This is a genomic window from Curtobacterium sp. Csp1, assembly GCF_013347185.1.
This window is the reverse complement of the sequence record NZ_CP054594.1, coordinates 51,175-63,679: the sequence shown is the minus strand read 5'-3', so window position 1 is coordinate 63,679 and position 12,505 is coordinate 51,175. Positions and strand designations below refer to the sequence as shown.

Sequence of the window (12,505 nt, the reverse complement as noted above, 5' to 3'; positions counted from 1 at the left end):
GGTCTCCGCCGCGCCGTCGCGGTCGGTGCCGTCAGCCTACGTCGGCCACACCGCCGGGACCAGGCCCAGGTCCTCGAGCTCGGCGTCGGTCAGCATCCGTGAGCGGGTGAGGAACCGCTTGCCCTCGGGGACCTCGACCGAGAACCCGCTACCCCGCCCGTCGACGACGTCGATCGTGAGGTGGGTGTACTTCCAGTACTCGAACTGCGCTCGGGACATGTACACCTCGATGGGCGCTGTGACCTCCACGGGGTCGAGCTCGGGGACGTCGAGCGTGCCGAGCAGGACGTCGCCGGGACCGGTGCGGAACATCCCGACGGGGTAGCACATCGGGCTCGAGCCGTCGCAGCAGCCGCCGGACTGGTGGAACATCAGCGGGCCGTGCCGGGCCGTGAGCGCGCGGAGTAGCTCGGCCGCCTCCGGCGTGACGGCGACGCGGGCGGTGGTCCCGGGGTGCGTCATCAGGAGGATCCCCCTCCCGGCGCTGCTCCCTCGGCGTGAAGATGCGTCATCAGAAGAACCCCATCGGTCCCTCGGCGTACGAGACGAGCAGGTTTTTCGTCTGCTGGTAGTGGTCGAGCATCATCTTGTGGTTCTCGCGGCCGACACCAGACTGCTTGTAGCCGCCGAACGCCGCACCGGCCGGGTACTGGTGGTAGGTGTTCGACCAGACACGTCCGGCCTGGATGTCGCGGCCCGCCCGGTAGAGCGTCGTCGCCTCGCGGCTCCAGACACCCGCGCCGAGTCCGTACAGGGTGTCGTTGGCGATCCGGATCGCGTCGTCGTACCCGCTGAAGCGCGTGAGGGAGAGGACCGGTCCGAAGATCTCCTCCTGGAAGATGCGCATGCTGTTGTCGCCCTCGAACACCGTCGGGGTGACGTAGTACCCGCCGCTCAGCTCACCACCGAGATCCGCGCGCTCACCGCCCGTGAGGAGCTTCGCGCCTTCCTGCTTGCCGATGTCGATGTAGCTCAGGATCTTCTCGAGCTGGTCGTTCGACGCCTGGGCACCGATCATCGTCGACACGTCCAGCGGGTGGCCCTGCTTGACCGCGCGCACCCGGTCCAGACCGTCGGCCACGAACCCGTCGTAGATCTCCTTCGCGACCAAGGCACGCGACGGGCACGTGCAGACCTCGCCCTGGTTGAGGTTGAAGAAGGCGAAGCCCTCGAGCGCCTTGTCGTAGAAGGCGTCCTTCTCCTGGGCGACGTCGGCGAAGAACACGTTCGGGCTCTTGCCGCCGAGCTCGAGCGTCACCGGGATCAGGTTCTGCGACGCGTACTGCATGATCAGGCGCCCGGTCGTGGTCTCGCCCGTGAAGGCGACCTTGCGGACGTCCGGGTGCTGCGCGAGTGGAGCCCCTACCTCGAACCCGAAGCCGTTCACGACGTTGACCACCCCGACGGGCAGCAGGTCCTCGATCAGACCGAGGAGCACGTGGATCGACGCGGGCGTCTGCTCGGCGGGCTTCAGCACGACGCAGTTGCCGGCGGCGAGTGCCGGTGCGAGCTTCCACACCGCCATCAGGATCGGGAAGTTCCACGGGATGATCTGCGCGACCACCCCGAGCGGCTCGTGGAAGTGGTACGCGACGGTGTCGTGGTCGATCTCCCCCGTCGAGCCCTCCTGCGCGCGGATCGCGCCGGCGAAGTAGCGGAAGTGGTCGATCGCGAGCGGGATGTCCGCGCCGAGCGTCTCGCGGATCGGCTTGCCGTTCTCCCACGTCTCGGCGACGGCGAGCATCTCGAGGTTCTGCTCCATCCGGTCGGCGATGCGGTTCAGGATGTTCGCGCGGTCGGTGACGCTCGTCCTCCCCCAGGCGGGGAAGGCCTTCCACGCGGCGGCGACGGCCTTGTCGACGTCCGTGGAGTCGCCTCGCGCGACCTCGGTGAAGGTCTTCCCGGTGACCGGGGTGGGGTTCTCGAAGTACTGCCCACCCGTCGGCGGGACGTACTCGCCGCCGATGTAGTGGTCGTACCGGGAGCGGAAGGCGACGAGCGCTCCGTCCTCGCCCGGTGCGGCGTAGGTGGTCGGCGATGCTGCGATGGTCATGGTGGTGCCCTCTCGACGACGGTGTCGACGGCGCATGGTCTGTGCGCCTCGGGCGGGACGCTACGGCGGCGGGGGTTGCAGCGGGTTGCGAGGCGGCCCCGCCCCGGCGCTGCGCGCCGCCGTCCCGGTATGGTCGGTTGCATGGGGATCGAGCACCCGCTGGTGGACGGGACCGGCGACGGCTACGTCGTCAGCGAGACCGTCGGGCGGCTCGTGGCGCTCACCCCGATGCGCGCGGACCTCGTCGTCCAGGCCTCGGCTGCCGGACTCCGGGTGGTGTTCCTGACCCCGGAGACCTCCCGCCTGACCGAACCGTTCCGGCAGGTCCTCGACGCGGCCGACGGATGCTGGGTCGTCCGGTCCGGTGACGGCGCGCTGCGCGACGGGTCGACCGGCACGTCGCTGCTCGGACTCGCCGACGCCTTCCGCGCCCCGGGGACCACCGACGCCGTCGACCCGCGGTACCTCGAGGTCCCGCGACCGGAGCAGGTGCAGTTCGTTGTGTCGGCGTCGATCCGCCACCGCCCCGACGCCGGCACACGTCTGGGTCGTGCGTGGGAGACGTTCGCCGCGCTCGGGCCCGGCACGACCCCGAGTGGTTGGGGCTCGCACGAACCGGTCGAGGCCGACTGGGACAAGGACACCCTCACCGCTGCCGCACGCGCACGGATGCCGCAGGACGCCCGGTTCGTGGTCGTCGGCGACGAGCGGGCGCCGCTGGCCGGGTCGCTCACCGCGCGGCGTACCGAGCACGGGGTGGAGGAGGTCGTCTCCGGCCTGGTCGGCGTCGGGGTCCCCGGCAGCGACGCGGTCCAGCGCGCGCACGACGCCGTGACCGTGCTGCTCGGCGACCTGTGCCGCACTGCGCTCCCGCTGGTCGCGATGGTGTTCGCCCGCGTCGGCTCGGCCGACCTGACCGTGCGCCCGACGCTGGAGCAGGACCCCGAACCCGTGGCGATGCTGCTCGGCTCCCCCGCTGTCAAGGGCCTCGGACTCGACGTCGACGAGATGCGCGACCGGTTCGGAGCCGAACGGGTCGGCCGTCCGCGGGTGCCGTCGCTCGTGTTGCGGTTCCGCGACGGCCCCTCGCGCCCGGACGCCACCGGGTGGGAACGCCTGCGCCCCGTGGTCGACCACCTGGGCCGCGACGCCCTCGAACGCCTGACCGGCCGGGACCTCGGCGCCGGCCGGACCCCGCAGGAGGAGCAGCACCGTGCCCCGTGAACTCACGATCCTCGGTCCGACGCTCGTCGGCGACGCCGAGTTCCGCCCCGCGGCCGCCGCGGTGGACCCCGGGATCGGCCTGCGACTCGTCCGCGGCGGACTGGTCGGACGCTTCACGGACGCCGACGGACGGGTCGTCGCCACCGTGCAGCACCCCCGCCGCGTCCGCTCGGACACCGAGGTCCGTCGCCTGCTGCCCGACCTCACCGAGCTCCCGCCCGAGGCGGAGGGTGGCGGCTGGTGGTGGACCGACGTCTTCGTCCCCCTGCACGACGACGCCGGGTCCGTCGGCACCGCACTGGCCGAGGCGATCGCGGACCACGCGCACGCCGCGCTCTCGACACAGGACGGTGGCCCGCGATGACCGACGACCCGCTCTTCGCCAGCCTCTTCGCCGCCGTGCAGGCAGCGCCCGACGACGTCGCCCTGCGCGGCCAGGTCGCGCAGCTGCTCCTGCAACGCGGCCGGGCGGCCGAGGCACTCCAGCACGCCGCCGTGGTGCTGCAGCTGGACCCCGGCAACGCGCTCGCCCTGCACGTGCTCGCGGACGCGAGCGCCGCGCTCCGGACGCCCGGACCCACCGACGTCGGCGACGCGGCCACCGGCACCGAGCCTCCCGGCCGTCCCGAGGAGGCGTTCGACTGGCGACGTGCCGAGGCGGAGCTGGGACGCAGCGTCCCGCCGCCCTTCGTCGAGTCCGCCGGCGGCCCGCAGGACGGGCCGACACCGCCGCCCGAGGCGTCGGCCGGGCCGTCGGCCGTGCCGTCGGACGTGCCGGAGAAGATCCGGCTCGACGGCGAGGGCGAGCACGTCGTCGACGTCGAGGTCGAACGGCCCGACGTCACCCTCGACGACGTCGGCGGACTCGCGGACGTCAAGCAGCGCATCCGCGAGTCCTTCCTGGAACCGATGCGGCACCCGGAGATCGCCGCGGCCTTCGGGCAGACGCTGCGCGGTGGGCTGCTGCTCTACGGACCGCCCGGGTGCGGCAAGACCTTCATGGCGCGGGCCATCGCCGGCGAACTCGGCGCGCACTTCGTAACCGCGCGGATCGACCAGGTGCTCGATCCCTACCTCGGCAACACGGAGAAGAACCTGCACGCCGTCTTCGAGGCGGCGCGGGCGCAGACGCCGGCGGTGCTGTTCCTCGACGAGATCGACGCGCTCGGCGCCCGACGGTCGAGCATCGGCAGCGGCTGGAGCGGACTGCGGCAGATGGTGAACCAGCTGCTGCTCGAACTCGACTCCGTCGGGTCCGAGAACGACGGGTTGTTCGTGCTCGCCGCGACGAACAGCCCGTGGGACGTGGACCCGGCGTTCCTGCGCCCCGGACGACTCGACCGGATGACGCTCGTGCTGCCGCCGGACGCCCCCGCGCGCGAGGCGATCCTGCGCCACCACTTCGCCCGGCGCCCGATCGCCGGTATCGACCTCGGACAGGTCGTCGCGGCGACGGAGGACTTCTCCGGGGCCGACCTGGCGCACCTCGTGACCTCCGCGGCCGAACAGGCGATGGCCCGCTCTGTCGCCGCGGGTGAGATCCAGCCGCTCGTGATGGCGGACGTGCAGCACGCTCTCGGCCAGGTCCGACCGTCGACGGGCTCGTGGCTCGTGACCGCGAAGAACGTCGCCGCCTTCGCGAACGCCGACGGCCGGTACGACGACCTGGTGGCGTACCTGAAGCAGAAGCGTGTCCTCTGACGCCACCGAGTCGGTCGTCGCGCGGGCCGGATCGCTGCGGGCCCTCGGGCAACTCGACGCTGCCGAGCGACTGCTGCGGGACGCGCTCGGTACGGCGCCGGGCGACGCTGCGCTGCTGACGGAGTGGGCCGCGCTGCTGCAGGCGCGTGGCGACCTGCCGCGGGCCGAGCAGGCCGCGCGGTCCGCGCTGCAGGCCGCCCCCGACACCCTGCCCCCGTACCTGCGGCTGGTGGCCGTGCTCATCGTGGCCGGCCGGGCCCCGGAGGCGCTGACCATGACCTCGCAGCTGGTCGGCATGGCGCCCGACGTCGCCGGCGTGTGGGCACAGCACGCGCTGGCGAGCATCGACGGGCGTGGCCGCCGCATCGAGCAGGTCCGGCACGCGTACCACCGGGCGCTCGAGCTGGAGCCGGGGTCACCGGAGTGGCACACGGTCGCTGCCGTCTGCGAACGGGTGCACGGCAACACCGGGCTCGCGCGGGGGTTCGTCGCCGCGGGGCTCGAGCGGGCGCCGCAGCACCCGGCACTCCTGGCGCTCCGAGCCGAGTACGCACCCGTGGCCGAGCAGCCCGGGTTGTTGCTCGACATGCTCGTCACCAACCCGGGTGACGAGGAGTCGCGGGAACTGCTGGACGCGGCTGTCACCTGGGAGCGTCGAGCAGCGTCCGCCGTCGCGCTCGTCCCGGTGGTCGTCGCGGCCGTCGCGCTGGCAGGACCCGGTCTCCCCGGAGCCGTGGCGGCGACCCTCGCCGCCGCCGGGGGCGCCGCCGCGGTCTGGGCGGCGCTGCGGCGGTACCGACGGCGTCGTGATCGGCTGCCGGCGAGCTACCTCGCCACGCTGCGCCGCCGCGGATCCGTCGTCGCCCGATGGGCCGCGATGGTCGCGACCGGGTTGGTCGTGCTCGGTGTCGCAGTGCGCTGGGTGGCGGTCGGCGTCGACGGTCCCGCCTGGGAGCTGGCCAGCGCGTGGGTGCTCGGCACCGCGGTCGTCGCCGGGCTGCTGTCCGTCGCGGCGCCGCTGCCCGGGGACGACCGGGTGCTCCGTGCCGCACGGGCCCGGACCGGGCGGGTGCTGTGGGGTGTCGGGTGGCGCTTCGGCAGCCTGCGCCAGGAACTCGCGCTCTGGACCGGGCTCGGGGCCGGGGTGCTCGGGCTGGTGGTCGCCGCGACCGGATCGTCCGACGGCGCACCAGCGGGACTCGTCACCGCATCGGCGTGGCCGATCGCCCTCGTCACGGCGACGGCGTTCGTCGAGGCCGTGCGCGCTGGACGGTTCGCGCCGCAGCGGTACCTGCGGAGTCTCGGCATCCGCTACCGGCTGCTGGCGCTCGCCGGGCTGACCATCGGGCTCGTCGCGATCGGCGCCGTGGGGCTGCAACCGCCGGGTGCGCGCGGGACGTCGGACCGCGAGCCCGCTCCGGTCAGCACGTTCACGGTCCCAGGAGCGCCAGCGCCGGGCTCCCCGGTGTCGGGAGCACCCGTGCCGGTGCCGTCGTTCTCGGTACCGAGTTTCGACTTCCCCACCATCCCACCGCTGACCGGAGGCACCTGACCATGGACGTGACCCCCCGCCCGGACGTTCCTGGACGGCGTCCGCATCCAGCACGAGCGTGGCTGGTCATCGCTCCGTGACCGCCCCGAGCAGTACGCCATCGGCACGTGGCGCTGTTGGCTCGTCGCCTCCGGGCATGGTTCCGCGGGGCGCCCACTGCGCGTCGGGCTGTACCTCGGTGCGGAGGACTGGACCATGCCGTTCCCGAACGACCCCGACCACGCGCTGACCCCGGAGCAGGTCGCCGACGGCCTCGCTTCGACGCTCGACGATCGGGCGCGCCAACTGGATCCGGACTACCCGGCGTGGTTCGCGGCGCTGCTCGAGCGCTGCGGACCCGGGACGGTGCCCGTATTCCAGGGCGAGGGACTCCTTCGAGGCGCGGAACCGGCGTGCGTCGGACCCGATGGTGCGGTGGAAGCGCTCGAACTCGGTCCGGAACCACCGGAGCCGACGCGCGATCGAGGTCAGTTCGACCTCGGGCCGTAGCCCGGCGCCCGCGTCAGCGAACGCGCGACGGCGTCGACCCCCGCAGACACCGGCGTCATCCTCCGGCGTGGCCGGGCTGGGGGCTCTGCAACGCAGGTACGCGGTCGCGGTCGCGGTCGCGGTCGGTCAGCGTGCCCACTCCGGGACGAACCGCGCGCCGCGCCCCTGCGCGGCGAACTCCGCGCGCCAGGCATCGAGTCCCGGCACCGGATCTGCGTCGATCCGGGGAACGCGGGGATCGGCAGCACCGAAGTCGAGCCGGTCGTCGTACACGAACGAGTACGAGAACGATCCGGCCGAGGTCAGGTGGAGCTCGGCGCCGATCCAGGTTCCCTTCTCCGGTTCGGCCGCGGAACGCCGGAGCACGCGGAACTCGTCGACCATCGGGTCCGGCACCTGCACCGGGGTGGTCTGTCCTGCGGAGACGACTGCGCCGCGCGCTGTGTGTTCGCTCCCGCAGAACCCCACGAAGAAGTCCGCCGAGTCGAAGGTGCCACCCTGTGCCAGCCACCGGTACGCGTTGCCGGCGAGCGTCGACTGAGCCTGCTGCGTGGCGACGATCGACCCTGCCGGTGCGGACTGCTCGGACTGTTCCGTGGGGGTCTTCCCTGGTGCCAGCAGTTCGGCCGGGATCTGCGGGTGCACGTGCGCCACGAGGGCGGCCGGCAGGTGCAGTTCCCGCGGACCCGGGTTGACCAGGATGCCGCTGTCGGGGACGGCGATCCCGATGACCCGTGCGCCCGTCAGGACCACCACGTCGTTGGCGGTCGGCAGGTCGATCTGCAGGCTGTGCTGCTCCCCGGTGAACACGGCCAGGGCAGGGCCGTCGTCCCGGTGCGTCACGATCGGGAAGGCCGTCTCGCCGTCGATGTGCATCGGCACCAGGAGCGGACTCGGGACGAAGCTGTCCACGAACTCACCGAGTGCTGACGGGTCGACCAGGGCACGACCGAGTCGGGCGTCGAGGTCCGGGTTCTCCATGCCGGTCACTGGTCGAACCGCCGTGCGATCTGCCAGTCCACGATGTCGGTGATCGCGTCGGTCACGTCGTCCTCGGCGCGGTCCGGGCCGTTCGGGGTGTCCAGCTCGGCTGCGAGGGCGGCACACGAAGCGGTGTCGTGGACGAACCGTCGGAGCAGCGGCCCGGTGGCAGCGGCTGCGACCTGCTCGAGTGCGCGGTCGTCGACCTCGCTGTGGAGGAGCTCCGTCGCGGGCGTGTCCGCACGGAGCGCCCGCACGATCTCCTCTGACACGGCGTCGAACACCTCGGACCAGCGTGCCGACGACGCCAGCGATGCGCGCGCCGGCGGCCAGGTGGGCGCCGCAGCGATCGCCCGCTCGACGGCAGCGCCGTCCCCGGGCTGACGCTCGGTGACCTCGCCTGCCACGAGCGCCCGCAGCCACGCAGGGACGTGCTCAGGCGACCGCGGGTGCCGGGCGAGTTCTTCCCCCCACGCCTCATCGAGTGGCAGCGCCAGGTCGACGTCCGAAGGGTCGAGGTCCGGGATCAGCCGGTCGAACCAGACGCGGCCATCCCAGTTGTACGAGAACGAAGAACTGCCGGACGCCCGGTCGACATCGAGGGAGGCGGAGAACCAAGCTCCCCGTTCAGGATCAGCCATCACCTCGCGGAGTTGTTCCCAGAGGTCCTGGAACTGCCCTCGGACGCGCATGGATCCGAGAGAACCGTCTGCCCGGGTGAATCGACTGACCATCGTGCCCATCGAGCCCACCTCGGCCACGATGAACCGAGCCGTCACCCAGTCGTCGTGGGGGCCGAGCAGCCGACCTGCTTCCGCCACGATCCGCGCTTCGAGGGTTTGTTGTTCCGCTGTCACATCTCTCCAGAGTGCAGAGCCGCAACACGGCGGCTCATGGGGTCGGGGCGTTCGAGAACCGGGCCGATCGAATCGGGCCGTCACCGATCTGGTATTCCACATCGTACCTCGACGGCCGGAATCGGTCCGGGTACGTCAGGTTCACTTCGACACGGACCGATCTGCCGGAGTCGATCGCCGCCGCCCACTGGTTCTCGAGGGCCTTGTAGGCTCCGAGGTTGACCTTGCTCCACTGTGCCGTGAGGTTGATGCCCTCACCCGGGCCACCGAAGAGCGTCGCGAAGATGTGGCCGCCGTGGTCGACGCGCAAACGGTCCGCCCCTCCCGCTGCGGTCTGCTGCCCACCGTGCCGAGACCGGTTCTCGAGCTCCTTGACCACTTGGTCGAGGTGACCCTCGGCGTGCACGACCCGTGCGTGCTCGTCGGTCTCGTAGACCCACTTGCCGCCGTCGATCTCGTAGCGCGTGTTCGCCTCGATCGCCTTGTGGTAGAGGTCGGTGTTCCACGCCCCCTTGCTGCCGGAGTCGTACTGGCGCACCGTCCGCTCGACGCCGTCGTCCCCCAGGTGCGTCGTCGGCGGTGTGTCGTGCGGGGCAGGAGCGTCCCCGTGCTGGGCTGGCGGGGTGTCGTCGCCGTGCGCGGGGCTCGGGGTGTCGTCGTGCGCGCCGGCCGGGGTGTCCCCGTGCGGTGCAACGGGCGAGTCACCGTGTGCACCGGCCGGAGTCTCGCTGTGCGCGGCAGTCGGCGCCTCGTCGTGCGCGGCAGTCGGCGTCTCGCCACGTTCGACGGACGGGTGGCCGGCGTTCGGAGGGTCGACGTGCGGAGCCGGCGCCTCAGGACGCGCCGCGGGAGTCGACGGGGCATCGGCGTGCGACGCGGAGGCGGAGGGCGCATCCGCCCGCGGAGCCTCGGCGTGCGGAGCGGGGGCGGACGGCGCGTCCGCGTGCGGCGTCGAGACGTCGACCTTGCCCGCGTCGCCGACCAGGTCGACGCCTGTCGTGGGCAGGTCTCCCTCGCGCGTCACCTTCGCGACGTCACCCGCATCGACTCCGCGGACGCCGTCGACCAGGTCACCCACAGTGAGACCGTGGCCCACGTTCACGAACTCGTCGGCCCCGCGCGCTGCCCGGGCCGCGTCGTCCACGAACCCACCTGCACGAGCGACGTCACCCGCGGCGTCGGCGGCCGCAGCGGTCGCGTGCGCGCCGGCACTGGCCTCGCCGGCTCCCGGGATGAAGAGCGTGCCGATGTTGAACGCGCTCGCGCCCGCGGTGCCACCCGGGTCGTCGACCCACGACTGCGCGATGTTGTAGCCGTCCCACGAGGACGACTCCCACCACTGGTCGGGGAGCTTCAGCCCGACGAGTCCCCCGACGGTGTCCGCGAGGGCGGTGGTGTCGTCGTGCCCCCAGTCGGACAGGAACTGCTGGGTGTCCTTCGGCAGGAAGTCGCCGAGCGGGCTGTTGCCGAGTGTGTTGACGACGGTGCCGACCGGGGTCAGCGCCGAGGCGAGGTGCCCGAGCCCGAGCCAGGCGCCTCCGTACGTCTGGCCGGCGCGCCCGAAGGCGTCGTCGACCATGTCGGACCGTCCGGTGATGCCGCCGGCGATCGCCTCGGCGTACCAGGGGATGCCGGTGCCGTCCCAGCCGGTCAGGAGGGAGCTGAGACCCTTCGCCATGCCGCCGAGTCCGTCCACGACGACACCCTTCACCAGGTGTGCGGGGAACCCGGCGGCCTTCTCGCCGCAGGACTCCTTGCGGTCACCGGTCGACCCCCACGGGGTGTCGATGTCGCTCTCGCCCGCCCACGGCAGGGACGCCTCCGCCGCGGCCATGATCTGCGCGGGGGTGCCGGTGCTCGTGCCGGGGAGCGGTGCCAGGCAGGCGGCGGCCAGGATCGCGTTCGCGCAGGTCTGCTGCGCCGCGAGCCACTCCTCTGCCAGGTCGGCACCCCGGCGGATCAGCCGGTTGTTCTCGTCGACCATGTCCGGGTCCTGGTCCCACGACGTGATCTCGACCTTGGTGCCCGTGATCAGGCTGACACCCATCGTGCTGACCGCCTGGGACGCGATGACGTAGCCGTCGTCGGAGTCCTGCATCCGCGGCTGGAAGCTCTTCGCGCGGCGGACGAAGTCCTCGGCCTCGGTCTTCAGCGTGTCGAGTCCGGTCTTGATCGGCCCGACGGTCTCGGCGTAGGTCGACAGTGCGGACGCGACGGAACCGAGCCCGTCGCCGACACTCGTGGTCGCGGTGCCGACCGGCGTCATCACCGAGTACAGGTGCTCGGCACCGTCCGACTGGTACGACCCGGAGATCGCCTGCCAGGCCCGGACGGTGTCACCACCGCCGGTCGTGATGGTCGTGCCGAGGGTCGAGATCGTCGATGCGCCGGACGACACGGCAGCGGCGTCGATCTTGTCGCCGGGCAGCTTGCTCGGGTCGATGAGGCTCACTGCTGCACCCCCAGGATCGACAGGTCGCCGTTCGTGGCGGCGACGCCCGCGTTCGTCTCCATCGTGGCGGCGATCTCCTCGTCACCCGCGACGACCGCGTTCGTCGCGGCGACGGCACCGTCGATCGCCGCCGGCACGTGCCGCGTGATCGTGGTGACGTCGGCCGACATCGCGTCGAAGAACCGGGACAGCGCACCGTTGATCAACTCGGACTGCGCCCCCGTGGCGACGGTCTGGACCGCACCGTCGATCTTGCCGAGCGCGTCCATCACGGGCTGGCTCTTCGTCGCGACGTCCGTCAGGACGCTCTTCACCCCTGCGGGGTCCACCCTGTAGGTCATGGCTCACCTCGATCCACCCCGCCTGGACGGCGGGACGGCCCGGAATCAGGTCGTCAGCCGATGCTGTCGACGGCGCTCTTGGCCTTCTGGACAGTCTGCTGCGCGGTCTGGTCGGTCGACTGCAGCGAAGTGCGGAGGGTCGCGATGATGCTGCGGACCTCGGTCGCCGCGTTCTTCCAGCGCAGTTCCTTCGCCTGGTACTCGTCGGACACACCGTCGGCCTGGTAGTCGCTCATCGCAGCGCGGACGTCGCCGTCCCGCTGGTCGATGAGCGCCTCGAGCTGCGCGGCGAGCCGGTTGAAGTTGTCCTGCGCGCTCTGCGACGCGGCGACGTCGTAGTCGCGGCGGTCTGCCTGGTTGCCTGCCATGGTGGTCCCCCTCGTCTCAGTGACCGGCGCCGAAGCGCGCTGCGTCGAAGTTCACGGTGCCGGCAGCCTGTGTGGCGTCGTCCGCCATCTGCTGGTCGCCCTGGCCGAACGCGGTGTCCATCCCACCGATGCCGCTGAGGACCGCTGCGAGCGCGGCGTTCAGCTCGTTCGCGACCTGGTCGGACTGCGCCTTGAAGCGGTCGAACGCCGCTCGGCCGGCGCCGTTGAACTTGCCCTGGAGCGGTTCGGCCGCGGCGAGCAACGCCTTGACCTGGGCTCCGAGGTCCTGCGAGGCGCTCCCCGTCCTCTTGCCGAGCTGACCGAGCGTGTCGGCTCCCATCGCGAACTTCACGTCTTCTTCCCCTCGATCGGTCGTGCGTCCCTGCGTCAGCGAGCAATTGTCGTCGATCCGTACCCCCCGTGCAAGGGGCACGCCGGAAGCCTGGACGATGCCTCAGGAGCGCCCCGGCGTCCGACGTGGCTGCTA

General features: G+C 72.0%; 13 protein-coding genes. 5 read left to right on the top strand and 8 right to left on the bottom strand.

Annotated elements, in window-relative coordinates; genetic code table 11:
- Positions 1-36: 36 nt before the first annotated feature.
- Together HUN58_RS00290 and HUN58_RS00285 are read right to left on the bottom strand one after the other, a co-directional pair.
- Positions 37-462 (bottom strand): DUF779 domain-containing protein, encoded by a 426-nt coding sequence (locus HUN58_RS00290; RefSeq protein ID WP_180225342.1) that lies wholly within the window; start codon positions 460-462, stop codon positions 37-39.
- Between the two features lie 49 nt (positions 463-511).
- The gene (locus HUN58_RS00285; protein ID WP_180225343.1) at positions 512-2,053 is read right to left on the bottom strand and encodes an aldehyde dehydrogenase family protein; all 1,542 of its coding nucleotides are present in this window, start codon (positions 2,051-2,053) and stop codon (positions 512-514) included.
- 141 nt (positions 2,054-2,194) lie between these two features.
- On the opposite strand from HUN58_RS00285, the gene HUN58_RS00280 reads away from it, so the two are divergent.
- From HUN58_RS00280 to HUN58_RS00260, 5 genes are all read left to right on the top strand, one after another.
- Entirely contained in the window at positions 2,195-3,277 is a 1,083-nt protein-coding gene (locus HUN58_RS00280) for a DUF6177 family protein (RefSeq protein WP_180225344.1), read from the top strand.
- The gene (locus HUN58_RS00275; protein ID WP_180225345.1) at positions 3,267-3,641 is read left to right on the top strand and encodes a hypothetical protein; all 375 of its coding nucleotides are present in this window, start codon (positions 3,267-3,269) and stop codon (positions 3,639-3,641) included. Before HUN58_RS00280 ends, HUN58_RS00275 begins: the two co-directional genes overlap by 11 nt.
- Positions 3,638-4,978, top strand: a complete 1,341-nt coding sequence (locus HUN58_RS00270) for an AAA family ATPase (protein ID WP_180225346.1) — start codon at positions 3,638-3,640, stop codon at positions 4,976-4,978. Before HUN58_RS00275 ends, HUN58_RS00270 begins: the two co-directional genes overlap by 4 nt.
- Positions 4,968-6,530, top strand: a complete 1,563-nt coding sequence (locus tag HUN58_RS00265) for a tetratricopeptide repeat protein (RefSeq protein WP_180225347.1) — start codon at positions 4,968-4,970, stop codon at positions 6,528-6,530. The genes HUN58_RS00270 and HUN58_RS00265 overlap by 11 nt, the downstream gene beginning before the upstream one ends.
- Positions 6,531-6,725: 195 nt before the next feature.
- Positions 6,726-7,019 (top strand): hypothetical protein, encoded by a 294-nt coding sequence (locus tag HUN58_RS00260; RefSeq protein ID WP_180225348.1) that lies wholly within the window; start codon positions 6,726-6,728, stop codon positions 7,017-7,019.
- A gap of 126 nt (positions 7,020-7,145) precedes the next feature.
- On the opposite strand, the gene HUN58_RS00255 is transcribed toward HUN58_RS00260, so the two are convergent.
- The 6 genes from HUN58_RS00255 to HUN58_RS00230 form a co-directional block, all read right to left on the bottom strand.
- Positions 7,146-8,000, bottom strand: a complete 855-nt coding sequence (locus HUN58_RS00255) for an SseB family protein (RefSeq protein WP_147281420.1) — start codon at positions 7,998-8,000, stop codon at positions 7,146-7,148.
- A 5-nt stretch (positions 8,001-8,005) separates the two neighbouring features.
- Complete coding sequence (locus tag HUN58_RS00250; RefSeq protein WP_114849952.1) at positions 8,006-8,821, bottom strand: hypothetical protein; 816 nt, start codon at positions 8,819-8,821, stop codon at positions 8,006-8,008.
- Positions 8,822-8,891: 70 nt separating this feature from the next.
- Complete coding sequence (locus HUN58_RS00245) at positions 8,892-11,309, bottom strand: DNA/RNA non-specific endonuclease (protein ID WP_180225349.1); 2,418 nt, start codon at positions 11,307-11,309, stop codon at positions 8,892-8,894.
- Positions 11,306-11,650, bottom strand: coding sequence for a DUF6507 family protein (locus tag HUN58_RS00240; RefSeq protein WP_144801075.1), 345 nt, complete (start codon positions 11,648-11,650; stop codon positions 11,306-11,308). Before HUN58_RS00240 ends, HUN58_RS00245 begins: the two co-directional genes overlap by 4 nt.
- Before the next feature lie 53 nt (positions 11,651-11,703).
- A complete protein-coding gene (locus HUN58_RS00235; protein ID WP_058742545.1) occupies positions 11,704-12,018 on the bottom strand; it encodes a pore-forming ESAT-6 family protein in 315 nt (104 codons plus the stop codon).
- 16 nt (positions 12,019-12,034) lie between these two features.
- A complete protein-coding gene (locus HUN58_RS00230) occupies positions 12,035-12,370 on the bottom strand; it encodes a hypothetical protein (RefSeq protein WP_058742546.1) in 336 nt (111 codons plus the stop codon).
- Positions 12,371-12,505 lie beyond the last annotated feature (135 nt).